This window comes from Streptomyces coelicoflavus, assembly GCF_045041415.1.
Lineage (GTDB): Bacteria > Actinomycetota > Actinomycetes > Streptomycetales > Streptomycetaceae > Streptomyces > Streptomyces coelicoflavus.
In genome coordinates this window covers 2,248,499-2,274,159 of record NZ_CP108218.1, presented here as the reverse complement: position 1 = coordinate 2,274,159, position 25,661 = coordinate 2,248,499, and the positions used below count along the sequence as shown (strand labels likewise).

19 protein-coding genes and 1 pseudogene are annotated in these 25,661 nt (G+C 73.7%); 12 read left to right on the top strand and 8 right to left on the bottom strand.

From position 1 onward, the window contains the following. The first annotated feature begins 41 nt into the window (after positions 1-41). The 3 genes from OHA99_RS09825 (at position 42) to OHA99_RS09815 (ending at position 3,276) form a co-directional block, all read left to right on the top strand. Positions 42-890 carry a GNAT family N-acetyltransferase gene (locus tag OHA99_RS09825; protein ID WP_194279902.1) on the top strand — a complete coding sequence of 283 codons (849 nt, stop codon included), beginning with the start codon at positions 42-44 and terminating at the stop codon, positions 888-890. A 63-nt stretch (positions 891-953) separates the two neighbouring features. Then, positions 954-1,499, top strand: a complete 546-nt coding sequence (locus tag OHA99_RS09820) for a GNAT family N-acetyltransferase (protein WP_007387719.1) — start codon at positions 954-956, stop codon at positions 1,497-1,499. 73 nt (positions 1,500-1,572) lie between these two features. Next, positions 1,573-3,276 carry a proline--tRNA ligase gene (locus tag OHA99_RS09815; protein WP_153177698.1) on the top strand — a complete coding sequence of 568 codons (1,704 nt, stop codon included), beginning with the start codon at positions 1,573-1,575 and terminating at the stop codon, positions 3,274-3,276. A gap of 688 nt (positions 3,277-3,964) precedes the next feature. On the opposite strand, the gene OHA99_RS09810 is transcribed toward OHA99_RS09815, so the two are convergent. Genes OHA99_RS09810 through OHA99_RS09800 form a run of 3 tightly spaced genes read right to left on the bottom strand, consistent with a single transcriptional unit; the run spans position 3,965 to position 6,030 of the window. Next, positions 3,965-4,864: an aminoglycoside phosphotransferase family protein gene (locus OHA99_RS09810; protein ID WP_153177697.1), complete on the bottom strand. Its 900-nt coding sequence runs from the start codon at positions 4,862-4,864 to the stop codon at positions 3,965-3,967. A gap of 39 nt (positions 4,865-4,903) precedes the next feature. Then, complete coding sequence (locus OHA99_RS09805; RefSeq protein ID WP_165684686.1) at positions 4,904-5,425, bottom strand: ferritin-like domain-containing protein; 522 nt, start codon at positions 5,423-5,425, stop codon at positions 4,904-4,906. Continuing rightward, on the bottom strand, positions 5,422-6,030 hold the full coding sequence (locus OHA99_RS09800) for a hypothetical protein (protein ID WP_405695381.1): 609 nt from the start codon (positions 6,028-6,030) through the stop codon (positions 5,422-5,424). The genes OHA99_RS09805 and OHA99_RS09800 overlap by 4 nt, the downstream gene beginning before the upstream one ends. A gap of 259 nt (positions 6,031-6,289) precedes the next feature. Here OHA99_RS09800 and rimP point away from each other — a divergent pair, with 259 nt between their 5' ends. From rimP to OHA99_RS09755, 9 genes are all read left to right on the top strand, one after another. Beyond that, positions 6,290-6,853, top strand: a complete 564-nt coding sequence (gene rimP / locus OHA99_RS09795; RefSeq protein WP_405695378.1) for a ribosome maturation factor RimP — start codon at positions 6,290-6,292, stop codon at positions 6,851-6,853. Positions 6,854-6,855: 2 nt separating this feature from the next. After that, positions 6,856-7,890: a transcription termination factor NusA gene (nusA, locus tag OHA99_RS09790; RefSeq protein ID WP_153177693.1), complete on the top strand. Its 1,035-nt coding sequence runs from the start codon at positions 6,856-6,858 to the stop codon at positions 7,888-7,890. Positions 7,891-8,003: 113 nt separating this feature from the next. Next, positions 8,004-8,309 (top strand): YlxR family protein, encoded by a 306-nt coding sequence (locus OHA99_RS09785; RefSeq protein ID WP_153177692.1) that lies wholly within the window; start codon positions 8,004-8,006, stop codon positions 8,307-8,309. Positions 8,310-8,470: 161 nt separating this feature from the next. Beyond that, complete coding sequence (gene infB / locus OHA99_RS09780) at positions 8,471-11,557, top strand: translation initiation factor IF-2 (RefSeq protein WP_405695374.1); 3,087 nt, start codon at positions 8,471-8,473, stop codon at positions 11,555-11,557. A 152-nt stretch (positions 11,558-11,709) separates the two neighbouring features. Then, complete coding sequence (locus OHA99_RS09775) at positions 11,710-12,003, top strand: DUF503 domain-containing protein (protein ID WP_003973319.1); 294 nt, start codon at positions 11,710-11,712, stop codon at positions 12,001-12,003. An 84-nt stretch (positions 12,004-12,087) separates the two neighbouring features. Then, positions 12,088-12,564, top strand: a complete 477-nt coding sequence (rbfA, locus tag OHA99_RS09770) for a 30S ribosome-binding factor RbfA (RefSeq protein ID WP_153177690.1) — start codon at positions 12,088-12,090, stop codon at positions 12,562-12,564. Further along, positions 12,561-13,466 (top strand): tRNA pseudouridine(55) synthase TruB, encoded by a 906-nt coding sequence (truB, locus tag OHA99_RS09765; RefSeq protein WP_405695370.1) that lies wholly within the window; start codon positions 12,561-12,563, stop codon positions 13,464-13,466. Before rbfA ends, truB begins: the two co-directional genes overlap by 4 nt. A 255-nt stretch (positions 13,467-13,721) precedes the next feature. After that, on the top strand, positions 13,722-17,807 hold the full coding sequence (locus OHA99_RS09760; protein ID WP_405695367.1) for a trypsin-like peptidase domain-containing protein: 4,086 nt from the start codon (positions 13,722-13,724) through the stop codon (positions 17,805-17,807). A gap of 165 nt (positions 17,808-17,972) precedes the next feature. Then, a complete protein-coding gene (locus tag OHA99_RS09755; RefSeq protein WP_007444996.1) occupies positions 17,973-18,929 on the top strand; it encodes a bifunctional riboflavin kinase/FAD synthetase in 957 nt (318 codons plus the stop codon). 88 nt (positions 18,930-19,017) lie between these two features. Here OHA99_RS09755 and OHA99_RS09750 read toward each other — a convergent pair whose 3' ends face one another. From OHA99_RS09750 to OHA99_RS09730, 5 genes and pseudogenes are all read right to left on the bottom strand, one after another. Beyond that, the gene (locus OHA99_RS09750) at positions 19,018-20,073 is read right to left on the bottom strand and encodes an ABC transporter ATP-binding protein (protein WP_405695364.1); all 1,056 of its coding nucleotides are present in this window, start codon (positions 20,071-20,073) and stop codon (positions 19,018-19,020) included. Positions 20,074-20,462: 389 nt separating this feature from the next. Beyond that, a pseudogene (locus tag OHA99_RS09745) lies at positions 20,463-21,524 on the bottom strand (ABC transporter ATP-binding protein); the annotation flags it as partial. Next, positions 21,521-22,462 (bottom strand): ABC transporter permease, encoded by a 942-nt coding sequence (locus OHA99_RS09740; RefSeq protein ID WP_153177686.1) that lies wholly within the window; start codon positions 22,460-22,462, stop codon positions 21,521-21,523. The pseudogene OHA99_RS09745 and the gene OHA99_RS09740, both read right to left, overlap by 4 nt. Next, entirely contained in the window at positions 22,459-23,511 is a 1,053-nt protein-coding gene (locus OHA99_RS09735; protein ID WP_405695361.1) for an ABC transporter permease, read from the bottom strand. The genes OHA99_RS09740 and OHA99_RS09735 overlap by 4 nt, the downstream gene beginning before the upstream one ends. Then, positions 23,504-25,369, bottom strand: coding sequence for an ABC transporter substrate-binding protein (locus OHA99_RS09730; protein WP_405695357.1), 1,866 nt, complete (start codon positions 25,367-25,369; stop codon positions 23,504-23,506). The genes OHA99_RS09735 and OHA99_RS09730 overlap by 8 nt, the downstream gene beginning before the upstream one ends. Between the last annotated feature and the right edge of the window lie 292 nt (positions 25,370-25,661).

Below are 25,661 nucleotides of genomic sequence, written 5' to 3'. Positions count from 1 at the left end.
CAGTGCGGAGACCAGCTGATCTCAGGGTGAGGCCGCCGCACGTGTTGACGCAGACCACCTCCCGCGTGCTCGAACCGGGTGACCTGGAGGCCGCGCTCGCCGTCCTCGACCGCGAGCCGGTCGCCAACGCCTTCGTGACCGCACGCGTGCAGGTCGCCGGCCTCGACCCGTGGCGCCTGGGCGGCGAGATGTGGGGCTGGTACGAGCACGGCATGCTGACCTCGCTGTGCTACGCGGGCGCCAACCTCGTCCCCATCTGCGCCACTCCGCGCGCCGTCCGCGCCTTCGCCGACCGTGCCCGCCGGGCCGGCCGCCGCTGCTCCTCGATCGTCGGCCCCGCCGGCCCGACCGCCCAGCTCTGGCGACTCCTCGAACCGGGCTGGGGCCCCGCCCGCGAGGTCCGCACCCGCCAGCCCCTCATGGTCACCGACCGGCTGCCCGACGACATCGCCCCGGACCCCTACGTCCGCCGCGTCCGCAAGGACGAGATGGAGCGGATCATGCCGGCCTGTGTGGCGATGTTCACCGAGGAGGTCGGCATCTCCCCGATGGCCGGCGACGGCGGCCTGCTCTACCAGGCCCGGGTCGCCGAACTCGTCGGCTCCGGCCGCTCCTTCGCCCGCTTCGACGCCGACGGCAAGGTCGTCTTCAAGGCCGAGATCGGCGCCGCCACCGACCGCGCCTGCCAGATCCAGGGCGTGTGGGTGCACCCCGAGTACCGCGGCAAGGGCCTGGCGGCACCCGGCATGGCGGCGGTCCTGCGCTACGCCCTCGCGGACACCGCCCCGGTGGCGAGCCTCTACGTCAATGACTTCAACACGGCGGCCCGACGGACGTACCTCCGGGTGGGGTTCCATGAGGTCGGCGCCTTCATGAGCGTCCTGTTCTGAACCCGGCCCGGACGGCGGCCCGCTCCCGGACGACAACCGGAACGCCCCTGTAGGCTCCCCGCCATGGACCTCGTGATCGGCCCACTGGACCTCTCCGCGCACGTGGACGAGGCGCTGGCCGTCCAAGCCGCCGCGTTCGGCCTCGGCCCCGACGAGGTGGCCGTCCGCCGCCAGATCGTCCTGCGCCACATGACCTACGCGGGCGCCAGGGCCCTCGGCGCCACCGTCGAGGGCCGCCTTGTCGGCTTCGTCTACGGCATGCCCAACGACCGCGCCCACTGGTGGTCCACGGTCGTCGAGCCCTACCTCCGCGACCGGGGCACCGACGCCTGGCTCGACGACTCCTTCGTCATCACGGAACTCCACGTCCACCCGGCGCACCAGAACCGCGGCGCGGGCCGCGCCCTGATCACCACGATCACCGACGCCGCCGCCCAGCCCCGCTCGATCCTCTCCGCGATCGACCGGGACAGCCCCGCCCGCGGCCTCTACCACTCCCTCGGCTACCAGGACCTCGCCCGTCAGGTCCTCTTCCCGAGCGCCCCCAAGCCGTACGCGGTGATGGGCGCCACGCTCCCGCTGCGCAGGCGGTCACCGGCCGGTCGATAACCGATTTCCACCGCACCGGACCACCCGGCTAACCTCCTAGCACCACCCTTACGCAGCAGGAGACACGAGAACCATGGCCAACGCACCGGTCCAGCGCATGTCGAAGTTGATGGCGAAGACGCTGCGCGACGACCCGGCGGACGCCGAGGTCCTCAGCCACAAGCTGCTGGTCCGCGCCGGCTACGTGCGCCGCACCGCCGCCGGCCTGTGGAGCTGGCTGCCCCTCGGCAAGAAGGTCCTCGGCAACATCGAGCGCATCGTCCGCGAGGAGATGGACGCCATCGGCGCCCAGGAGGTCCAGCTCCCCGCCCTGCTGCCGCGCGAGCCGTACGAGGCGACGGGCCGCTGGGACGAGTACGGCCCCGAACTCTTCCGCCTCCAGGACCGCAAGGGCGGCGACTACCTCCTCGGCCCCACCCACGAGGAGATCTTCACCCTCCTCGTCAAGGACCAGGCGTCCTCCTACAAGGACCTGCCGGTCATCCTCTACCAGATCCAGAACAAGTACCGCGACGAGGCCCGCCCCCGGGCCGGCATCCTGCGCGGCCGCGAGTTCCTCATGAAGGACTCCTACTCCTTCGACGTCGCCGACGAGGGCCTCGCCGAGTCCTACGCCCTGCACCGCGCCGCCTACCAGCGCATCTTCGAGCGCCTGGGCCTCGACTACCGCATCGTCGCGGCCACCGCCGGTGCCATGGGCGGCTCCAAGTCCGAGGAGTTCCTGGCCCCCGCGGAGGCCGGCGAGGACACCTTCGCCGACTGCCCGAACTGCGACTACGCCGCCAACACCGAGGCGATCACCTACACGCTCACCCCGGTGGACGCGACCGGCGTCCCGGCCGCCGAGGACATCCCCACCCCCGACACCCCCACGATCGAGACCCTGGCCGCCTCCCTCGGCGTACCGGCCTCGGCCACCCTCAAGAACCTCCTCGTCAAGGTGGACGGCGAGATCGTGGCCGTGGGCGTGCCGGGCGACCGCGAGGTCGACATGGACAAGGTCGAGGCGCACTTCGCCCCGGCCGCCGTCGAGCTGGTCACCGCCGAGGACTTCGTCGGCCGCCCCGACCTGGTCCGCGGCTACGTCGGCCCGCAGGGCCTGGGCGAGAAGGTCACGTACATCGCCGACCCCCGTGTCGCGCCGGGCACCGCGTGGATCACGGGCGCCAACAAGGCCGACACCCACGCCAGGAACGTCGTGGCGGGCCGCGACTTCGAGGTCGACGCCTACGCCGACGTGGTCGTGGTCCGCGAGGGCGACCCCTGCCCGAAGTGCGGCACGGGCCTGAAGCTGGACCGCGCCATCGAGATCGGCCACATCTTCCAGCTGGGGCGCAAGTACGCGGACGCCCTCAAGCTCGACGTCCTCGGCCAGAACGGCAAGCCGGCCCGCGTCACCATGGGCTCCTACGGCATCGGCGTCTCCCGCGCGGTGGCCGCGCTCGCCGAGCAGCACGCCGACGACAAGGGCCTCGTCTGGTCCAAGGAGGTCGCCCCGGCCGACGTGCACGTCGTCGCCGCGGGCAAGGCGGTGCAGACCGAGCTGGCCCTGGAGGTCTCCGACAAGCTGGCCGCGGCCGGCGTCCGCGTCCTGGTGGACGACCGGGCGGGGGTCTCTCCCGGCGTGAAGTTCACCGACGCGGAGCTCATCGGCGTCCCCCAGATCCTGGTGGCCGGCCGCCGCTCCGCCGAGGGCGTCGTCGAACTGAAGGACCGCCGCACGGGCGAGCGCGAGGAAGTGACGGTCGAGGAGGCCATCACCCGCCTCACCAGCTGACCGGCACCGCGTTCCCCCGGGCGCGGGCCCGGGGCGACGCGGCCCGGCGTCGTCCGGTCACCCGGCGCGGGTGCGGGCGCGGGGTGGGGTGCGCGGCCCGGCGTAGCGGGGTGCCGCCGCGCCCACCCGTGCCGCCCCAGCGGCACGACTGCCCGCAGCGGCGGGCGGCGTGGCGACTGCCCGCAGACCAGCGAGGGCGGAGAGCCGCGCACGGCGGGGCGGGGCACTCAGGTGAGGCGGCCGGCAGGCGCGTACGGCGAGCAGGGACGTGTCGGGGGGTGTCCGCCCGCAGCGGTTGGCGCGTCAACGCCCCGCGCCTCTTCAAGCAACCGATTCCGCGCCGTTCCGAGGACGGACACCCCCCGGCGCGGCCCGACCCCCAGACAACGCACCGCGCTACGCGCACCCCCACAACCCGCACAGGCGCCGCAGGCATCCGCACCACCGCCGCAGGCACCCGCGCAGGCACCCGCAGGCATCCCGCGCCACCGCCGGAGGCACCCGCGCAGGCACCCGCAGGCATCCCGCGCCACAGCCGGAGGCACCCGTGCAGGCCTCCGCAGGCACCCGCGCCACAGCCGGAGGCACCCGTGCAGGCCTCCGCAGGCATCCCGCGCCACAGCCGCAGGCACCCGCAGGCATCCCGAGCCACCGTCGGAGACATCCCGCGCGACCGCCGGAGGCCCCGTCACAACCAGCCCGCGAACTCCAGCAACAGCTCCGCGTCCCGCTCCCGGCCCACCCGCCGGGCCCGTACCCCCGACTCCACCGCCCGGAACAGCGTCCAGCCGCGCAGCCGCTCCTGATCGACCTCCAGCGACTCCGCGAGCCGCTTGATCCGCCGCCGCGTCGTCGACGCCCCCGACGGCTGGGCGATCAGATCCTCCACCCGGTCCCGCACCAGCCGCGCCAGATCGAACGCGCTCTCCCCGACCACCGGATCGGGCCCCACCGCCAGCCACGGCATCCGGTCCCCGGCGAGCACCTTGCTCTGCCGGAACGTGCCGTGCAGCAGCCGCTGTTCCGACGGCCCGGCCAGCAACTCCTCGCGAGCCGCGAGCGCCGCGTCGACCAGCGGAGCCACCTCCGCGTCGGCCGCCGCGCCCGCCCGCATGGCCGCCGCCTGGCGCCCGGTCCGCTCGGCCACGGTCTCGAAGGAATGAGAGGCGGGCGGCTCCACCCACAGCCGCCGCAACGTCCCCGCCGCCTCCAGCAACGCCTTGGCCTCCGGCAACGACCGCACCGACACGTCCGGATGCAGCCGCTCGAGCAGCAGGACGCCCTCCTCGTCGCCCCCCTCGCGCACCTGCACGGCGCCCAGCCCGCCCCAGTGCGCGAGCGCGGCCCGCTCACTCTCCGGACGCGCCCGGGGAGGGGCGAGCTTCAGCACCGCCGGCGCCCCCTCGGCCGTCCGCACCAGCACCACCAGGCTGCTGCGCCCGCCGGGCACCTGCACCCGCTCCGCGGTCAGCCCCCGCACCGCCACGGCCCGCTCCGCCGCTTCGGGCAGCTTCGCCAGCCAGTCGTCACCGTCCGGCGCCGTCTCGCCGAGCGCCCTGATCAAACGCCGCGGCGGTTCGAATGCCATGCGCGAGCCGTTCCCTTCCCGTACGGAAAGCCGTACGCGTTACGCAGTCGGTGAAGCCGTCGCCGACGAGGCCGCCGGTCCCGTCGCCGTGTCGGAGGCATCCGGAGCGGGCCCCCGCCCGGTCGGCGTGCCGGCCCGCTCGGCGAGCCCAGGGAAGGCTACGCTCCCGCGCCGCCAGCGTGCCGCGCGGACCGCGGCCTCCCGCAGCCCACCGGCCGCCGTGGCCCGCAGGTCGCCCTCGGCCGCCCGCACCAGGTCGGAGTAGACCCCGGCCACCCGGTCCTCCAGCTGGGCCGCCAGCCGTACCGCCGCCGCCGAGTCCGGCACCGAGAACGGCAGCGCGTACCCGGCCGCCGCGGCGACCGGCTCACCGCCCAGGTCCCGCACGTCGCGCGCCAGCGCGTCCCGCCGCGCCCGGTGCGCGTCGTACGCCGCCCGTGCCTCGGTGCGTCGTTCCTCACCGATCCGCCCGCCGACGACCCCGTAGCCGTACACCGCCGCGTGCTCCGCCGCCAGCGCCGCCTGGACGGCGTCCAGCCGCCCGTCCTCCGCCTTGCTCACCCGTCACCCTCCGTCAGCAGGAACACGTGGGCCGCCCCGGCCGCCGCGACCGAGGCCAGCAGCCGCGCCGTCTCACCCGGCACGTCGAGCAGTGCATCGGCCCGCCGGTCGGCCAGCTTCCGCTCGGCGTCGGCGAGCATGCCCAGGGCGCCCTTCTCGTCCGCGGGCACGGCACCGGCGTCACGGGCCGCCGGCCCGGCGGCCCGGGCGGAGACCGAGGGCGAGACCGAAGCGGACGCGGCCGACGACGCGGCCGACGACGCGGCCGACGTCGCGGTCGACGACGCCCGAGGCGAGGCAGCCGCCCGCTCACCGCCGAAGGCCTCCGCGTGCCGTACGACCTCATCCCGCAGCGGCCCCAGCCGCTCCGCCAGCCCGGGATGCGCCGCGATCACCGCCGCGTACCGCCCGGCCAGGGCCTCGCTGTCCCGGGCCGCACGCGCGCGTGCCCGGTCGGCGGCCGACGGGCCGGCCCCAGGGCCGTCGGAGTCCGACCCCCCGGTACAGCCGACGAGCAGGACGGTCCCGGCGGCCCCGGCGGCCGACGCGAGCAGGCTCCTTCTGCGCGGCCCCCGGAACGGGCGCGGCGATGGGGGAAGCGACACGGCAGACGTCCTCGACAGGCTCGTACGGAAGCGGAGGCAAAGCGACGGCAGAGCGGCGGGCGACGCGTCGGAAACCGCGGTGCGGCCTGCGGCCCGCCCGTGATCACGGTACCCGTGCCCCGCCCGGGCACCACTCATCGGCAGCACCACGCCCCCGAACCGATACGGGGTGGACGGCAACACCCCCCGCGACCGGATACCCTTTGACCAGACACGCGCACCGTCCCACAACAGCACACGCGGCCGAGGAGTCACCCGGATGAGCACCACCCAGAGCGAGAGGCTGCGAGAGCTGCTGGAGCCGCTCGTCGCCTCCCAGGGACTGGACCTCGAAGAGATCGCGGTGGACTCGGTCGGCCGCAGGCGGGTGCTGAGCGTGGTCGTCGACTCCGACACCGGAGCGGACCTGGACCGCATCGCCGATGTGAGCCGCGCGCTCTCGGCGAAGCTCGACGAGACCGACGCGATGGGCGAGGGGGAGTACACCCTCGAGGTCGGCACCCCGGGCGCGGAGCGCTCGCTCACCCAGCACCGCCACTACGTGCGCGCCACGGACCGCCTGGTCCGGTTCCAGCTGCACGAGGGCGGCGAGCTGGTCGCCCGCATCCTCGCCGTGGACGAGGACGGACTCGACCTCGAAGTACCAGGAGTGAAGGGCCGCAAGCCCACCACCCGCAGACTGCCCTTCGGCGACATCGACAAGGCACGCGTCCAGGTCGAGTTCAACCGCAAGGACACCAAGAACACCGAGAACACTGACCACACCGAGAACACCGAGAACACCGAGAACACCGACAACAAGACGGAAGAGGAGGAGGCGTAGCCGTGGACATCGACATGAGCGCCCTGCGGGGCTTGGTGCGGGAGAAGGAGATCTCCTTCGACCTGCTGGTCGAAGCGATCGAGTCGGCCCTCCTCATCGCCTACCACCGCACCGAGGGAAGCCGCCGGCACGCGCGCGTGGAGCTCGACCGGAACACCGGACACGTGACCGTGTGGGCGAAGGAGGACCCCGACGACCTCGAGGAGGGCCAGGCGGCCCGCGAGTTCGACGACACCCCGTCCGACTTCGGCCGCATCGCCGCGACCACCGCCAAGCAGGTCATCCTGCAGCGCCTGCGCGACGCCGAGGACGACGCGACGCTCGGCGAGTACGCCGGCCGTGAGGGCGACATCGTCACCGGCGTGGTCCAGCAGGGCCGCGACCCGAAGAACGTGCTGGTCGACATCGGCAAGCTGGAGGCCATCCTGCCGGTGCAGGAGCAGGTGCCCGGCGAGACCTACCCGCACGGCACACGCCTGCGCTCGTACGTCGTCCGCGTGGCCAAGGGCGTGCGCGGCCCGTCCGTGACGCTGTCCCGCACGCACCCCAACCTGGTGAAGAAGCTGTTCGCCCTCGAGGTGCCGGAGATCGCCGACGGGTCCGTCGAGATCTCCGCGATCGCCCGCGAGGCCGGCCACCGCACCAAGATCGCCGTACGCTCCACCCGCTCGGGCCTGAACGCCAAGGGTGCCTGCATCGGCCCCATGGGCGGCCGGGTGCGCAACGTGATGGGTGAGCTGAACGGCGAGAAGATCGACATCGTCGACTGGTCGGACGACCCGGCCGAGATGGTGGCGAACGCACTCTCTCCGGCCCGCGTCTCCAAGGTGGAGGTCGTGGACCTCGCGGCCCGCTCCGCGCGCGTGATCGTGCCCGACTACCAGCTGTCGCTGGCCATCGGCAAGGAGGGCCAGAACGCCCGGCTCGCGGCCCGGCTGACCGGCTGGCGGATCGACATCCGCCCGGACACCGAGCAGCCGGACGACCGGCGCGACGACGAGCGTGCCGACCGGCGGGACGACCGGCCGTCCGAGTAGCCGGGGAATAGATCCAAGCCGCACGCCGCTGAGATCACGACAGCTTTGCGTGCGGCACGTGTTCGATTCTTGCCCCGAAGGGGTGAGGTCGGTCCGGGGAGGTAGACTTAGCAGTGTCTGGCCGGACACGTACCCGAGCATGCCCCGAGCGCACCTGCGTGGGGTGCCGGGAGCGAGCGGTCAAGAGCGAGCTGTTGCGCACCGTCGCGGACGGGGGTCATTGCACCCCTGATCCACGCGGTACGCTGCCCGGCCGGGGTGCGTACGTACATCCCGTCCCGGTCTGTGTCGACCAGGCAGTGCGCCGCAAGGCGTTCCCGCGGGCGCTCCGCGTCCCGGGTCCGCTCGACGTAAAGGCGTTGCGCCACTACGTCGAGCAGGCACAAGGTTGCGACAAGGCTGCTGACAGCAGCGTGTGAGCAACATGGTAAGGAAGACATGCCGCGCGAGACCCCGCGCGGCTTGGTACCTCGCGAGTCGAAAGCAGGTCGAGATTGCGATGAGCACTCGATGAGTACGCGATGAGTACGCCCATGAACTAGCGACGGTCCGGACGCAACCCGGACCTCAGAGGAGCGAAGTGGCTAAGGTCCGGGTCTACGAACTCGCCAAGGAGTTCGGCGTCGAGAGCAAGGTCGTCATGGCCAAGCTCCAGGAACTCGGTGAATTCGTCCGTTCGGCGTCTTCGACGATCGAAGCGCCCGTAGTACGCAAGCTGACAGACGCCTTCCAGCAGGGTGGCGGAAACGGCCGGTCCGCCGGTCGTCCCGCGGCCCCGAAGAAGGCTGCCCCCAGGCCGGCGGCGCCCTCCCCGGCGCAGGCGGCCCGTCCGGCTGCGCCCCGTCCGGGTCCCGCGGCTCCGGCGGCTCCCAAGCCTCCGGCCGCCCAGGAGCCCGCGGCTCCGTCGGCCCCCGCGCCGGCGCCGTCCCAGGGTCCGCGCCCGACGCCGGGCCCCAAGCCCGCGCCGCGTCCGGCCCCGGCCGCGCCGGAGTTCACCGCTCCGCCGGCCGCTCCGGCCGCCCCGGCCGCCCCGGCCGCTTCGTCCCAGGCTCCGGCCGGTCCGAAGCCCGGTGGCGCGCGTCCCGGTGCCCCCAAGCCCGGCGGTGCCCGTCCGTCCGGTCCGGGTCAGGACCGCGGTCAGCAGGGCGGCCAGGGCCGTCCCGGTGGCCAGCGTCCCGGCGCTCCGGGCCAGCGTCCCGGCGGCCGTCCCGGCGGTCCGCGTCCGGGCAACAACCCCTTCACGTCCGGCGGCAACGCCGGCATGGCGCGCCCGCAGGCGCCCCGTCCGCAGGGCGGGCCCCGCCCGGGCGGTCCCGGTGGTGCTCCCGGCGGCGGTCCCCGTCCGCAGGGTCCCGGCGGCCAGGGCGGCGGTCCCCGTCCCCAGGCTCCGGGCGGCAACCGCCCGACCCCGGGCTCGATGCCGCGTCCGCAGGGCGGCGGCGCAGGTCCCCGTCCCGGCGGCGGTCCGCGTCCGAACCCCGGCATGATGCCGCAGCGTCCTGCTGCCGGCCCGCGTCCCGGCCCCGGTGGCGGCGGTCGCGGTCCCGGCGGTGCCGGTCGTCCCGGCGGCGGCGGTCGTCCCGGTGGCGGCGGCGGTTTCGCCGGTCGTCCCGGTGGCGGCGGTGGCGGTCGTCCGGGTGGCGGCGGCGGTTTCGCCGGTCGTCCCGGCGGTGGCTTCGGTGGCGGCGGTGGCCGTCCCGGCTTCGGCGGTCGTCCCGGCGGTCCCGGTGGCCGTGGTGGCACGCAGGGCGCCTTCGGTCGTCCCGGTGGTCCCGCGCGTCGCGGTCGCAAGTCGAAGCGGCAGAGGCGCCAGGAGTACGAGGCCATGCAGGCCCCGTCGGTCGGCGGCGTGATGCTGCCCCGCGGCAACGGCGAGACCATTCGCCTGTCGCGCGGTGCGTCGCTCACCGACTTCGCGGAGAAGATCAACGCCAACCCGGCGTCGCTCGTCGCGGTCATGATGAACCTCGGCGAGATGGTCACCGCGACCCAGTCCGTCTCCGACGAGACGCTCCAGCTCCTCGCCGGCGAGATGAACTACACGGTTCAGATCGTCAGCCCGGAGGAGGAGGACCGCGAGCTGCTCGAGTCCTTCGACCTGGAGTTCGGCGAGGACGAGGGCTCCGACGAGGACCTGGTCGTCCGTCCGCCGGTCGTGACCGTCATGGGCCACGTCGACCACGGAAAGACCCGACTGCTCGACGCCATCCGCAAGACGAACGTCATCGCGGGCGAGGCCGGCGGCATCACCCAGCACATCGGTGCCTACCAGGTAGCGACCGAGGTCAACGAAGAGGATCGCAAGATCACCTTCATCGACACCCCGGGTCACGAGGCGTTCACCGCCATGCGTGCCCGTGGTGCGCGGTCGACCGACATCGCGATCCTGGTCGTCGCGGCCAACGACGGCGTCATGCCGCAGACGGTCGAGGCGCTCAACCACGCCCAGGCGGCCGACGTCCCGATCGTCGTCGCGGTCAACAAGATCGACGTCGAGGGTGCCGACCCGACCAAGGTGCGCGGTCAGCTGACCGAGTACGGCCTGGTGGCCGAGGAGTTCGGCGGCGACACCATGTTCGTCGACATCTCCGCCAAGCAGGGTCAGAACATCGACTCGCTGCTGGAGGCCGTGATCCTCACGGCCGACGCCTCGCTCGACCTGCGGGCCAACCCGGACCAGGACGCGCAGGGCATCTCGATCGAGTCCCGTCTCGACCGCGGCCGCGGTGCCGTGGCGACGGTCCTCGTGCAGCGAGGCACCCTGCGGGTCGGCGACACGATGGTGGTGGGCGACGCCTACGGCCGCGTCCGCGCCATGCTCGACGACAACGGCAACAACGTCGCCGAGGCGGGTCCGTCCACGCCGGTCCAGGTGCTGGGTCTGACCAACGTCCCGGGCGCCGGTGACAACTTCATCGTGGTTGACGAGGACCGTACGGCCCGCCAGATCGCGGAGAAGCGCGCCGCCCGCGAGCGGAACGCCGCGTTCGCCAAGCGCACGCGTCGCGTGTCCCTGGAGGACCTGGACAAGGTGCTGAAGGCCGGCGAGGTCCAGCAGCTGAACCTGATCATCAAGGGCGACGCGTCCGGATCGGTCGAGGCGCTGGAATCCTCCCTGCTCCAGCTGGACGTCGGCGAAGAGGTCGACATCCGCGTCCTGCACCGCGGTGTCGGTGCGGTCACGGAGTCCGACATCGACCTGGCGATGGGCTCCGACGCCATCGTGATCGGCTTCAACGTGCGCGCCGCAGGGCGTGCCGCGCAGATGGCCGAGCGCGAAGGCGTGGACGTCCGGTACTACTCGGTCATCTACCAGGCGATCGAGGAGATCGAGGCGGCCCTCAAGGGCATGCTCAAGCCGGAGTACGAAGAGGTCGAGCTGGGCACGGCGGAGATCCGGGAGATCTTCCGCTCGTCCAAGCTGGGCAACATCGCGGGTGTTCTCATCCGCTCCGGCGAGGTCAAGCGCAACACCAAGGCGCGTCTGCTGCGCGATGGCAAGGTCATCGCGGAGAGCCTCAACATCGTGGGCCTGCGTCGCTTCAAGGACGACGTCACCGAGATCCGCGAAGGCTTCGAGGGCGGTATCAACCTCGGAAACTTCAACGACATCAAGGTCGACGACGTCATCGCGACGTACGAGATGCGCGAGAAGCCGCGGGTGTAAGTACCGCGACTTCCGGGAGTGACCGGTCCGGGGCCGGTCGGCGGAGCACAATATCCGTCGATCGGCCCCGGCCGTTCGTTGTACGGTTCAGATGATCCCGCCCGTTCGCGGCGGGGCCATCGATCCCGGACCGGCGGGTGAACCGGTTTCACATGTATGTGGGGACGCTGTCCTTCGACCTCCTCCTCGGCGACGTACATTCGCTGAAGGAGAAGCGCTCCGTCGTCCGCCCGATCGTCGCCGAACTCCAGCGGAAGTACGCGGTGAGCGCGGCGGAGGTGGAGCACATGAACCTCCATCGCCGGGCCGTCGTCGGCCTGGCCCTGGTGTCCGGCGACGCGGGCCACCTCAGCGACGTGCTCGACCGGTGCGAACGGCTGGTGGCCGGCCGCCCCGAGGTGGAACTGCTGTCGGTGAGGCGGCGCTTCCACGGCGACGACGACTGACCAGACCGGGCAGCAGACCGGATCGACCGGATCGGGCAAGAGAAGCCGGATCGGGCAAGAGAAGAAAGAACGGGAGACGGACCAGTGGCCGACAACGCGCGGGCGAAAAGGCTGGCGGACCTCATCCGAGAGGTGGTGGCCCAGAAGCTGCAGCGCGGGATCAAGGACCCGCGGCTCGGCACGCACGTCACCATCACGGACACCCGGGTCACCGGTGACCTGCGGGAGGCGACCGTCTTCTACACGGTCTACGGGGACGACGAGGAGCGCAAGGCCGCCGCGGCGGGCCTGGAGAGCGCCAAGGGCATCCTGCGCTCCGAGGTCGGCAAGGCGGCGGGCGTGAAGTTCACGCCGACCCTGACCTTCGTCATGGACGCCCTGCCGGACACCGCCCGCAACATCGAGGACCTCCTCGACCGGGCGCGGCAGTCCGACGAGAAGGTGCGCGAGGCGTCCGCGGGCGCCGCGTACGCGGGCGAGGCGGACCCGTACCGCAAGCCGGGCGAGGACGAGACGGAGCCCGAGACCGGGGCCGACGAGACGGACGACACCGCTAAATGAGCGAGAAGCACACCACGCCCGACGGCCTTGTCATCGTCGACAAGCCGTCGGGCTTCACTTCGCACGACGTCGTCGCCAAGATGCGGGGCATCGCCCGCACCCGGCGCGTCGGGCACGCCGGCACGCTCGACCCGATGGCGACGGGCGTCCTGGTCCTCGGGGTGGAGCGGGCGACCAAGCTCCTCGGGCACCTCGCCCTCACCGAGAAGGAGTACCTGGGCACCATCCGGCTCGGGCAGACGACGCTCACCGACGACGCCGAGGGCGAGATCACGGGGTCGCGGGACGCCTCGAAGGTCACCCGGGAGGCGATCGACGCCGGCGTCGCCGAGCTGAGCGGCGCCATCATGCAGGTGCCGTCCAAGGTCAGCGCCATCAAGATCAAGGGCGTGCGCTCCTACAAACGGGCCCGCGAGGGCGAGGACTTCGAGATCCCCGCCCGCCCCGTCACCGTCTCCTCCTTCGCGGTGTACGACGTCCGGGACGCCGTCGCCGAGGACGGCACCCCGGTGCTCGACCTGGTGGTCTCGGTGACCTGCTCCTCCGGCACCTACATCCGGGCCCTCGCCCGCGACCTGGGCGCCGGTCTCGGCGTCGGCGGGCACCTCACGGCGCTGCGCCGCACCCGCGTCGGCCCGTACAAGCTGGACGGCGCCCGGACGCTGGACCAGCTCCAGCAGGACCTCACCGTCATGCCCGTCGCGGACGCGGCCGACGCGGCCTTCCGCCGCTGGGACGTCGACACCAGGCGCGCCCGACTGCTCACCAACGGCGTACGGCTGGAGATGCCCGAGCAGTACGCGGGCGCCGGTGCCGTCGCCGTCTTCGATCCCGACGGGCGCCTCCTCGCGCTCGTGGAGGAGCACAAGGGCAAGGCGAAGAGCCTGGCCGTCTTCGGCTGAGCCGACGGGCCGTCAAGTCCGCCCGTGGAGCGGCGATCACGGGGACTACCACTGCCGCCGCTCCACGGTCCCCCCTCGGTTCCCCCACCTCCTAGGGTCTATCCAACCCACCCCTTCTGTTCACCCGTCCGGGCAGGCGCTCGGAGTGAACCGGGGGAGTGGAAGGGGGCGCGTTCGCCAGGGGATCTGTCCCGCTGATCATCACGCGCCTACCGTCGCACACACAGCACGGGTGTACGGCGGGGAGGTTCGACGATGGCGTCGCGGAACCGGTCCCGGGAGGCGACGGGCGGCACGGCGGGGGAGCGGCCCGGGGACGGCTCCCGGGAGGCGCGGGGCGGCTTGCCGGCCGTCCGGGAGGCCGACCCCGCGGGACACCCGCCCGATGCCGCCCTGATCCGCGTCCACGACCTCGCCGGCCGCCCCCGGGGCACCGGATGCGTCGCCGACCACCACGGCACGGTGCTCACCAGCCACGAAGCCGTCGACGGCCTGTCCCGGCTGGTCCTGAGCACCGCCGGGGACCGCCGCCGCGTGGTGGCCGCCGCCGACGTGACCCCGCTGCCCGCCCTCGGCCTGGCCCTCGTCCGCACCGAGGGCCTCGGCGTCGACCCGCTGCCCCTGAGCACGCGGGACCGCGTCGAGGCCGGGACCTACGTCCGCATCGCCGCGGGCGGCTGGCGCGAGGCCCGGGTCCTGGGCGCCACCGACGTCACCTACACGGCCACCGACCGCTTCCACCTCCTCGGCGACGCCCTGGAGCTGGCCGTCGGCACGTCCGGGCGGGACGCCCTGCGCCTCGGCGGCGGCGCGGCCGGCGGACCCGTCCTCGACGTGACGACCGGCGCCGTCCTCGGTGTCGTCGGCACCGCCCTCAGCTCCGGCCACAGCGACGTCGGCTTCGCCGTACCGCTGCGCCGCGCGGCCACCGGCCCGCTCGCCGACCTCCTCGCCGAGAACGCGGCGACGGTCCCGGCGTACGGCGCCGACCTCAACCTGGCCGGGGTGCTCGCCCTCACGGCGACATCGGTCACGGAGGGGAACCCCGCCGCCGGTCCGGTCGGCGGAGCGGACGCGGCGCGACCGGTGCGCCGCGCGGCGACGGCCGCCGCCTTCGCCGCCTTCGCCGCGGGCCCCGCCCGCGTCCTCGGCCTGGTCGGCGCGCCGGGCAGCGGCCGCACGACCGAGCTGGCGGCCCTCGCCGCCCGCCGTTCCCGGGGCCCGGAGGCGGCGCCCACGCTGTGGCTGCGCGGGGCCGATCTGCACGACGACGACATGTCGCTGGCCGACGCGGCCCGCCGGACGCTGGCCAGGGCGGCCCGCATCGTGGCCACCTCGGCCCCCTCCCGCCCCGCCGGCCTCGGCGACATCACCCCGGAACGCCTCGCCCACCTGGCCCGCACCGCCGGACGGCCCCTCCTGGTCCTCCTGGACGGCCCCGAAGAGATGCCGCCCGTCCTGGCCCACCGCCTCCCCGAGTGGACCGAGGGCACGGCCGGCTGGCTGCGGGAGACGGGAGCACGGCTCGTGGTGGCCTGCCGCGCCGAGTACTGGGAGCACGCGGGGGCGGAGTTCCCCAGGGAGCTGCTGTACGGGCCGGACACCGGGGGAGCGGGGTTCGTCAATGCCGGTGCCGACGGCCGAGCGGCGGGGGCCGCGGGGGAGGGGTGGCTGTCCGGGCCGGCCGGGGGCGCGCGGGGGCTTCCCCAGCTCCGGGAGCCCCGGGAGCCCCGAAAACCGGCGTCCGGCGCGGACCGCGCCGTGCCGCCGCGCGGCGCGGCCGACAGGGCACCGTCGCGGGGGCTGGCCGGCGCCGCATCGGCATCGGGGGCGGCCCATGAGTCGGTGCCGGCACCCGGGGCGGCCCTCGACGCGGCGTGGCCGCGCCCCGCCGCCGGTGCGCCGGGACCTGCGTCCGGGCCGGCCGGGGGCACGCGAGGGCTTCCGGAGCCCCGGAAGCCGGCATCCGGCGTGGCAGACAGGGCACCGTCGCGGGGGCCGGCCGGCGCGGCGCCGGCAGCGGGGACGATCCGTGGGGCCGCATCGGCACCGGGGGCGGCCCATGGCGCAGCCGCGCAGGCACCGGGGGCGACCCATGAGTCGGCGCCGGCACCCGGGGCGGCCCCCGACGCGGCGTGGCCGTCCCCCGCCGCCGGTGCGCCGGGAACGGAACCGGCGTCCGGCGTTCCGGCCGGGCTCCCGCCCTGCGTCCGTCTCGGCGACCTGTGCGGCGACGAGGCCCGCGAGGCGCGCGCACGCCACCGCGTACCGGAAGGTGTCCTCGCGGAACCGGACGCCGGGCACCCCCTCACCCTCCGCCTGCTCTCGGAGGTCCACGCCGCCCTCCCCGGCACCCCGGCCCCGGTACCCGTCACCCGCGACGCGGTCTTCGCGGCGTACCTCGACCTGATGTGCCTGCGGGTCGCCGACCGCCTGGCCGGGGAGAACGGCCTGCGCGGCAGCGCCGTGCGCCGGCTCGCGGCGAAGGTCTCCGGGCAGGTCCACGAAGCCGCCCGGCGCAGCCTCGGGCCCGGGCAGGGCGCCCTCGACCGGGAGTCCTTCGAGGCGCTGTTCCCGTGGGGGCCGGCGCCCGCCCGGCTGGGCGGCGGCACCGGCTGGGCGCCCGCCGTGCTCGCCGAGGGCCTGTTCGTCCCCGCGGGCAGCGGCTACCGCTTCGCGCACGAGGAAGTCGCCGACTGGATCCAGGGCACCCACCTCGACCTGGACGAGGCCCTGCGCGCCCTCGTCCACCGCCGTGACACCCCGCACGGCACGCACACCCTCCCTGTCCCCCACCACCGCATCGGCTCCGTCGTCGAGGCGGTCCTGCTCCTCGCCCGGCAGCACGGCGTCCCCCAACTCGCCCTGACCCTCGAAGAGCTGGTGCACGCCCTCGACCTCGACCCGCACTCCTGGTGGGCCGCCCGGCTGCTCGCCGAAGTGCTGACCCGCGTACCCGACGCGACGCCGTACACGGAGGTGCTGCGCCTGCTCGCCGACGGCATCGCGGAACGGGGAGGAGAAGGCCGGCCGACGCCTCAGGACTTCGGGCCCGGATTCTGGACGTCCCTGCGCCTGCCCGGGACCACCCGCCTCGACCTGCTGCGCCGCCTCGTCCTGGCCGACGGCCCCCCGCACGCGCCCGGCCCCCGCCACCTCGACACCGTGGCCGGACTGCTCACCGCCGACCCCGCGGCCGTACAACCGCTGCTCGTCCGCTGGTTCGACGACGACCGGCCGCTGCCCGCCACGCCGCACGCCACCGTCGCCACGGCCGCACAGGCGCTGCTGCACACCCACCGGCACCGCGGCCTGGACGGCCTCACCGAGGTGCTCGTCGACAGCGCGCACCGACGCGCCGACGAACTGCTCGGCGTCCTGGCCGAGGAGGAGCCGTCGGCGCTCTGCCGCGCGGTGGAGCGGTGGGCGCGCGACGAGCGCCCGGAGCGGCAGACCGCGGCGGTCACCCACGGGCTGCGCACCGCCCCGCACGCACGCACCGGCGCCGACCGCACCCTGCTCCGCCACGCCGCCCTGATGCTGCTCGCCGGCCCCTCCGCCAGTCCCCTGCGCGGCGGCGCGCTCGCCCTGCTCGTCCAGGACCCCGGCTGCCGCGACCGCCACCTGCCCAGAGCCCTCGACCACTTCGCCGCCTCCGACCCCTACCTCCCGCCGAGCGCGGTGGCCACCGCCCTGCCGACCCACCCCGAGCCCGTCCTCGAAGCCTTCCGGGCCCGCCTGCTCGGCCCGGACGCCGGCGAGGCGCTGCGCACGCTCGCCGACGCCACCACGCCCGCGCTGGCCCACCGGGTGGCCGACCTCGTCGGGCGGGCCGTCGCGGAGCGCCCCGAGACCGCCGGGCATCTGGCCGCGTACGTCGACCGCCGCCTCGACCGGGACCCCGCATCCGGCGCCGTACTGCTCCCGCTGGTCACCCGCCTCCTGGACGACGGTCCCGAGCCCGTGCGGGCCGCGCTCGCCGGGATCCTCGCCGCCGACGGCGCCGCGGCGGGCGCCCCGCTCCGCCGTGAACTGCGGGAGCACCTGTTCGCCCACGAGTACGAACCCGCCGTCCTGGACGCGCTGCTGCACGCCGCCGCCCGGTGCGCGGGCGAGGAGCTGCGGGGCATGGTCCACCGCACCGGGCTGCTCCTGGTCCGCAGCCCGGACGGCGCCACTCGCTTCGACCGTGCCCTGGTCGACCTGGCCCGCCACCTGCCCGGGTTCGCGACCCGGCTGACCGGCTGGCTCACCGACGCGCCCCAGGACTGGGCCGCGCTGGTGGGCCCGAGCACCCGGCGCACGATCGAGCGCCTGGCGGGCGTCCGCGTCCCCGCCTGACCGGCCGCGCCCCCGCCACGGCCCTCGCCGGGCCCGCACGGCGTGCACCCGGTCACAGCGCCGATGCCGATGCGGGCGGGAGCCGGACGGCATGGCACCCTTAGTCCTGCGCAAGGGTCACCACGGAAACCATGGAAACCACGGAAGCACCAAGGAGCGGACACAGTGCAGCGCTGGCGTGGCTTGGAGGACATCCCCGAGGACTGGGGACGCAGCGTCGTCACCATCGGCTCCTACGACGGTGTCCACCGCGGGCACCAGCTGATCATCAGGCACGCCGTGGACCGGGCCCGCGAGCTGGGCGTCCCGGCCGTCGTCGTCACCTTCGACCCGCACCCCAGTGAGGTCGTCCGCCCCGGCAGCCACCCGCCGCTGCTCGCCCCGCACCACCGCCGGGCCGAACTGATGGCCGACCTGGGCGTGGACGCGGTGCTGATCCTCCCCTTCACCAAGGAGTTCTCGAAGCTCTCCGCGGCCGACTTCGTGGTCAAGGTCCTGGTCGACCGGCTGCGCGCCAAGGCGGTCGTCGAGGGCCCCAACTTCCGCTTCGGCCACAAAGCCGCCGGGAACGTCGACTTCCTCATCGAGCAGGGCAAGGTCTACGACTTCGAGGTCGAGGTCGTCGACCTGTACGTCACCGGCGAGGCGGGCGGCGGCGAGCCGTTCTCCTCCACCCTGACCCGCCGCCTGGTCGCCGAGGGCGACGTGGCCGGCGCCGCCGAGATCCTGGGCCGCCCGCACCGCGTCGAGGGCGTGGTCGTCCGGGGCGCCCAGCGCGGCCGTGAGATGGGCTTCCCCACGGCCAACGTCGAGACCCTCCCGCACACCGCGATCCCCGCCGACGGCGTCTACGCCGGCTGGCTGCACGCCCAGGGCGAGGCGATGCCGGCCGCGATCTCCGTCGGCACCAACCCGCAGTTCGAGGGGACCGAGCGCACGGTCGAGGCATACGCCATCGACCGCGTGGACCTCGAGCTGTACGGCCTGCACGTCGCCGTGGACTTCGTGGCCTTCGTACGCGGGCAGGCGAAGTTCGAGACGCTGGACGCGCTGCTCGTGCAGATGGCCGCGGACGTGGACAGGTGCCGCGAGATCACCGCGGCGGACGCCCCCAGGCCCTGAGGACGCCCTCCCCTCGTCGGCGTCGGCGTCGGCGTCGGTGTCGGCGTCGGTGTCGGCCCGCCGGCCGTCGCCGGCGTGCCCGTCGGCGTCAGCCCGCCCGTTCGGCGGCGGGCCGCTCCGCACGGGCCCAGTGGCACGCGACCTGCGACTCGTCGCCGCCGCGCAGGATCTCCAGCTCCCCGTTCCGGCAGGCCTCCGCGACGCCGGCCCGTCCGGCCTCGCCGCCCGCCAGGACCGGGCAGCGGACGTGGAAGCGACAGCCGCCGGGGATGTACGACGGGTCCGGCGGCTCGCCCGTGAGCACCACCGGGGCGCCGGGCGCCTCCGGAAGCACGGACAGCAGCGCCTGGGTGTACGGGTGCCGCGGGGCCGTCAGCACCTGCTCCACCGCGCCCGTCTCGACGATCCGGCCGAGGTACATCACCGCGACCCGGTCGGCGATGTTCCAGGCCAGCCCCAGGTCGTGGGTCACCACCAGGGCGGCCAGGCCCAGCTCGGTGCGCAGCCGCAGCAGCAGCGCCAGGATCTCGCCGCGCACCGACGCGTCGAGGGACGCCACCGGTTCGTCGGCGACGAGGAGTTCGGGCCGCAGGACCAGCGCGCCCGCGATGACGACCCGCTGACGCTGGCCGCCGGACAGCTCGTGCGGGTAACGCAGGAAGAAGCGCTCCGGCGGCCGCAGCCCGGCCCGCGCCAGCGCCTCGGCGACCGCCGTCCGCTCGTCCCCGGCGTGACCGTGAATGCGCAGGCCCTCGGCGACGATGTCGTACACCGTGTGCCGCGGGTTCAGTGAGCCGCTCGGATCCTGGAGGACCAGCTGCGCCCGCCTGCGGTACGCCTTGAGGGCCCGGGCGGAGTACCCGAGAGGTGCACCGTCGAAGGTGACGCGTCCCCCGGTCGGCCTGACCAGGCCCAGCAGCGAACGGGCGAGAGTCGTCTTGCCGCAGCCCGACTCGCCGACCAGCGCGACGATCTCACCCCGCCGGATGTCGAGGTCGACCCCGTCCACGGCTCGCGCGGCGGCTGCCCCGCGCCGGCCGGGGAAGGTGACGTGCAGTCCCTGGACGCTCAGCAGCGGGGGTGCGGCACCGGTGGGGGTGCGGCCGGGCGCGTCGCCGGACGTGCTGCTGCTGGTGCTGCTCATGGGGTGCTGCTCCTCACTCCGTCGTCCTCCGCCGCCCCGGTCCCACCAGGGCCGCCACCGGCGACGGCACCGCTCCCGCCGCCGTTCCCGCCGTCGCTCCCGGGTGGCTCCGTGACGTCGGTGGATGGCGGGCTGCCGGTGGTGGCGCCGTTGCCGGCGGGTTCCGAGTGCTGGGCGGGCTCCGCGCGTTCGGCGGGCCCTGCGGGACCGTCGGATTCCGCGCGTCCGGCGGGTTCCGCGTGACCGTCGGGCTCCACGCGCTCGGCGGGCTCCGCGCGCTCGGCGGGCTCCGCGCGCTCGGCGGGCTCCGCGCGCTCGGCGGTGGCCCGGCCCTCGCCGGGTGTCGCGGTGCCGGCGGCCCTTCCGGCTCCGGGAGGCGTTCTGCCGTCACCGGCGGACGTGTTCTCGTCGGGTACGCCGCGTTCGGCAGCGGCAGTCCCGCGCCCGGCGGTCCTCCCGCCGTCGCCGGCGGCCTCGCCGCCGCCCGACGTTCCCCTGCCGTCCGGCCCCACGTGCACGCACGCCGCCCGGCGCCGCGGGCCCGCCTCCCGCAGCGCCGGGTCCTCGGTGGCACAGAGGTCCAGCGCGACCGGGCACCTCGGATGGAAGGCACACCCGGACGGCACGGCCGCCGGGTCGGGCGGATCGCCCGGCAGCCCGCGAGGCGCGAACCGCGAGGCCGGGTCCCCGATCCTGGGGAACGCCCCCGACAGGGCCCGGCCGTAGGGATGCCGCGCGTCGTCGTAGACCTGCCGGGCCGGGCCCTCCTCGACCACGCGGCCCGCGTACATCACCGCGAGCCGGTCGCAGGTGTCGGCCAGCACGGCGAGATCGTGGCTGATCATGACCAGGCCGACGTCCTGCGCGCCCACCAGGCCCTCGATCAGCCGCAGGATCTGCGCCTGGATCATCACGTCCAGCGCCGTGGTCGGCTCGTCGGCGACGATCAGACGGGGGTCGCAGGCCAGCGCCATCGCGATCATCACCCGCTGCCGCTGGCCGCCGGACAGCTCGTGCGGGTAGGCACTCGCCCGCGCGGCCGGCAGCCCCACCTGCTCCAGCAGCTCACGGGTCCTCGTGCGCGCCCCGGCCGACGTGGCCCTGCGGTGCAACAGGATCGGCTCGGCGATCTGGTCGCCGACGCGGTGGACGGCGTTCAGGGAGTGCATCGCGCCCTGGAAGACGATCGACGCCCCCGCCCACCGGACCGCCCGCAGCCGGCCCCACTTCATGGTGAGGACGTCCTCGCCGTCCAGCAGGATCTCCCCGCCCACCCGCGCACCCGGCGGCAGCAGCCGCAGCAGCGCCAGTGCCAGCGTGGACTTGCCGCAGCCGGACTCGCCCGCGATGCCGAGCTTCCCGCCCGCCTCCAGGGACAGGTCGACCCCGCGCACCGCGGCCGCACCGCCGGGATACGTCACCTTCAGGTCCCGGACCTCGAGCAGACTCAACGGGACACCCCCAGCCTGGGATTGAGAACGGCCTCCACCGCACGCCCGCACAGCGTGAACGCCAGCGCCACGGCGGCGATCCCGATGCCCGGCGGCACCAGGTACCACCAGTCGCCGGAACTCACCGACCCCGCCTCCCGCGCGTCCTGAAGCAGCCCGCCCCAGGACACCACCATCGGATCCCCGAGCCCGAGGAAGGCCAGCGTCGCCTCGGCCAGGATCGCGGAGGAGATGATCAGGGTCGTCTGCGCGAGGATCAGCGGCATGACGTTGGGCAGCACGTGCCGCGACATGATGTGCCAGTGCCCGCCCCCGAGCGCCTTCGCCCGCTCGATGTACGGCCGGGACTCCACCGCCAGCGTCTGCGCCCGCACCAGACGCGCCGTGGTCGGCCAGGTGGTCACGCCGATCGCCAGCACGATCGTGCCGAGCGACCGGGACAGCACCGTAGCCAGCACGATCGCGAGCACCAGCGTCGGCATCACCAGGAACCAGTCCGTGATCCGCATCATCACCGTGGCGTACCAGCCCCGGAAGTGCCCGGCCGTGATCCCGATGAGCGCGCCGATCAGCACTGACAGCGCCGCCGCGAGCAGCCCGACCAGGAGCGAGACCCGCGAGCCCCACACCAGCAGCCCCAGCAGGCTCCGCCCGAACTGGTCGGTGCCCAGCGGGAACCGCCCGCTCGGGCTCTCCAGCGGCTTCCCCGGAGCGTCGGTCACGCTGTCGACGTCCGACCCGACGGTCAGCGGCGCGGTCAGCGCCACGAGCACGAACAGCACCAGCGCCGCCAGCCCGAACACCCCCGCACGGTGCCGCCGGTACTCCCTCCAGAAACGGACGACGGAGGCACGTCGCCGCCGCCGGGCGAGGGCACGCGCACCCGGTTCACCTGGTTCACCCGGCTTCACCGGCGGCTCGGTGGTCTCGGCGCTCATCGGCCCACCCTCGGATCGAGCATCGGATACAACAGGTCGGCCAGCGTGTTCATCAGGATCACCGCGGCGGCGAAGACGAAGAACAACCCCTGCACCAACGGGAGATCGGGCACACTCAGCGCCTGGTAGAACAGCCCGCCGAGACCCGGCCAGGAGAAGACCGTCTCCACGAGGATGACCCCCGCCACGGTCCGCCCCAGATTGACGAAGACCAGCGTCACGGTCGGCAGCAGCGCGTTGGGCACCGCGTGCCGGCGCCGGACCAGGTCGTCCCTGAGCCCCTTGGCCCGCGCGGTCGTCAGATAGTCGCTGCCCATCTCGTCCAGCAGCGCCGACCGGGTCACCAGCAGCGTCTGCCCGTACTCCACGGCGACCAGCGTCACCACCGGCAGCACCAGATGGTGCGCCACGTCGAGCACATGGGCGAGGCCCTCCTCACGGCCCGACTCCATCCCCCCGGTCGGGAACAGCCCCGGGATCGGATCCACCCCGACCGACAGCACGATGATGAGCAGCAGCCCCAGCCAGAAGGACGGGATGGAGTAGAGCGTCAGCGCCAGACCGGTGTTGAGCCGGTCGCCGGGCCCCCCGTGCCGCCACGCCGAGCGGGTGCCCAGGAAGGCACCCAGCGCGGTGTACAGCACGAAGGCCGTACCGGTCAGCAGCAGCGTGTTCGGCAGGGCCTCGGTGATCTTGTCGACGACGGGTGCGTGGAACTGGTACGACGTCCCGAGGTCCCCCGTCAGCGCCTTGACGCAGTAGTCCGTGAACTGCTCCCACAGCGGCAGGTCGAGCCCGAACTCCTCCTTGTACACGGCGAGCTGCTCGGCCGAGACCGGACGGCCACCGGTCATGAACTTCACCGGGTCGCCGGGGATCAGCCGGAAGAGGAAGAAACTGGTGACGAGGACGGCGAACAGGGAGACGACCGCGCCCGCCAACTTGCCCGCCACGTACAGCGGGTACGCGCTGCGGGTACGCCCCCGCGGCGTCGTGGCTGCCGCCGCGGAAGCCTGCTTCTCGACGGCGGAGCCGGTGGCGCTACTCACGGTCGTCGGCCGACGCCCGGCGGCGGACGGCGAAGAACACGCCGAGACCGACGAGGACGACGACGCCCGCGGCGATCCCGACCACGGTCCCGGTCGACGACGAACTGCCGCCGGAGCCACCGGAGTCGGCGGGCACCGCCGACCACCAGCTCCAGTAGCCGTCCTGCCCGTAGATGTTGCCCGCGTCGGACGGCATCGTCGTGATCGACTCGATCTGGTCCGTGCGGTAGGCCTCGACGGCGTTCGGGTACGCCATGACGTTCATGTACCCGGTGTCGTACAGCCGGGACTCCATCCGCTTGACGATCTCCGCGCGCCTGCCGGCGTCGTACTCGCCCAACTGCTGCGCGTACAGCTCGTCGTACTTCTCGTCGCAGATGAAGTTGTCGGTGGCGCCGGTATCCTTCGGCGTCGCCGGGAGCGCGTCGCAGGTGTGGATGGAGAGCACGAAGTCCGGGTCCGGGTTGACGGACCAGCCGTCGAAGGCGAGGTCGTACTCGCCGGCCAGCCACGGGTCGGTCACGTTGTCCAGACAGTCGAGGGTGATGGAGATGCCCAGCTCGCCCCACCACTCCTGGAGGTACTTCCCGACCGCCTTGTCGTTCGGGTCGGTGGCGTGGCACAGGACGCGGTAGTTCAGCGGCTTGCCGTCCTTGCCGAGGCGCTTGCCGTCGGCGTTCGTCCGGTAGCCCGCCTCGTCGAGCAGCTCGGCGGCCGCCTCCGGGTCGTAAGCCAACTTCTGGTCGGCCGACGGCTCGAAGAAGTACGAGGAGAAGCGCGGCGGAATGTAACCCGCCCCCTCGACCGCGTGCCCCTGGAAGACCTTGTCGACGATCGCCTTGCGGTCCACCGCCATGAACAGCGCGTTGCGCACCCGCTGGTCCAGCAGCGACGGATCGCCGTCACCGAACCTCGTCCCGTCCTTCGCCCGCGCGCCCGGATTGGTGGCGAGGGCGTAGAAGCGGCGGCCGGGGGCGTCGTTGACGTGGATGTCCTCCTCGTCCTTGAGCGAGTCCGCCTGGGCCGGCGTCAGCGACGGCGAACCGGCGACGAACGACACCTCTCCCTTGCGCAGGGCGGCGACGGCGGCGTCCTGGTCCTTGTAGTACCGGAAGACCAGCTCGTCGAACTTCGGTGCGCCGCGCCAGAAGTCCTTGTTGGCCTTCAGCCGCACATAACTGTCCGGCTTGTAGTCGGTGAGCACGAACGGCCCGTTGCCGACGACGGGGAAGTCCTTGTCGTTGTTGAACTTCGAGAAGTCGTCGACCTTCTCCCAGACGTGCTGGGGCACGATCGGCACGTCCAGCGCGGTCATCGTGGCCTGCGGCTTCTTCAACCTGATCACCAGCTGGGTCGGGCTGGGCGCGGTCACCTTCGCGAAGTTGCCGACGAAGCTGCCGTTGGCGGTGGCGGCCCCCGGGTCGGTCATCATCTTGTTGAACGTCCACGCCGCGTCCTCGGCGGTCGCCTGCTCGCCGTCCGACCACTTGGAGTCCGACCGGATCGTGTACGTCCAGGTCAGCTTGTCCGGCGAGGACTTCCACTCGGTGGCGAGCCCGGGTATGACGTGGTTGTCCTTGGGGTCGTAGTTGGTCAGGTACTCGTACGTCAGCCGGTGGATGCTCGTGCTGAGCAGCCGGACCGCCAGGAAGGGACTGAGCGAGTCCACGCTCTGCGCCACGGCGACGGTGAGCACCTGGTCGCCCCCGTCACCTCCGTCGCCCTCCTTCGCCGAAACCGAGGGGGCGAACGCGCCCGACGCGAGAAGCAGCGCGCCGGCGCCTGCTGCCGCGAGGAGGCGGGTTCTCCACCGTCGGTGGGAGGGACGTCCGCTGCCGTGCTGATCGTGTCTGTTCATGACTACCTGACCTCGCGTCATCGCACGCGCAGACGCCGGGCATCCTCGCGTGGGGCGGGCTCGAACGGTGGTGAACGCGGAATGGAGTGTGTCTACCAGCGGCATTCTGCGCGCGTCAACGGTCTGGCAAACCCCATGTGGCCTGCGGAAACGGCTGGTTGCCCCACGTGCGGCCCTCATTGGCGCAGACCACTGGTGCCTGCCTGGTGAGAGGGTGACGCCTGGGGCGGGCGTTACCGATCGCACACGCGAGAAGGCCCGCGCCGTCGGAACGGCGCGGGCCTTCGGAGGG

What these genes read in the sequence shown, in the direction of transcription:
- OHA99_RS09820 (WP_007387719.1), top strand. Translation starts at nt 954, where the DNA reads ATGGACCTCGTGATCGGCCCACTGGACCTCTCCGCGCACGTGGACGAG.
- OHA99_RS09815 (WP_153177698.1), top strand. Translation starts at nt 1,573, where the DNA reads ATGGCCAACGCACCGGTCCAGCGCATGTCGAAGTTGATGGCGAAGACG.
- OHA99_RS09810 (WP_153177697.1), bottom strand. Translation starts at nt 4,864, where the DNA reads ATGGCATTCGAACCGCCGCGGCGTTTGATCAGGGCGCTCGGCGAGACG.
- rimP (WP_405695378.1), top strand. Translation starts at nt 6,290, where the DNA reads ATGAGCACCACCCAGAGCGAGAGGCTGCGAGAGCTGCTGGAGCCGCTC.
- OHA99_RS09775 (WP_003973319.1), top strand. Translation starts at nt 11,710, where the DNA reads ATGTATGTGGGGACGCTGTCCTTCGACCTCCTCCTCGGCGACGTACAT.
- truB (WP_405695370.1), top strand. Translation starts at nt 12,561, where the DNA reads ATGAGCGAGAAGCACACCACGCCCGACGGCCTTGTCATCGTCGACAAG.
- OHA99_RS09760 (WP_405695367.1), top strand. Translation starts at nt 13,722, where the DNA reads ATGGCGTCGCGGAACCGGTCCCGGGAGGCGACGGGCGGCACGGCGGGG.
- OHA99_RS09750 (WP_405695364.1), bottom strand. Translation starts at nt 20,073, where the DNA reads ATGAGCAGCACCAGCAGCAGCACGTCCGGCGACGCGCCCGGCCGCACC.
- OHA99_RS09740 (WP_153177686.1), bottom strand. Translation starts at nt 22,462, where the DNA reads ATGAGCGCCGAGACCACCGAGCCGCCGGTGAAGCCGGGTGAACCAGGT.
- OHA99_RS09730 (WP_405695357.1), bottom strand. Translation starts at nt 25,369, where the DNA reads ATGAACAGACACGATCAGCACGGCAGCGGACGTCCCTCCCACCGACGG.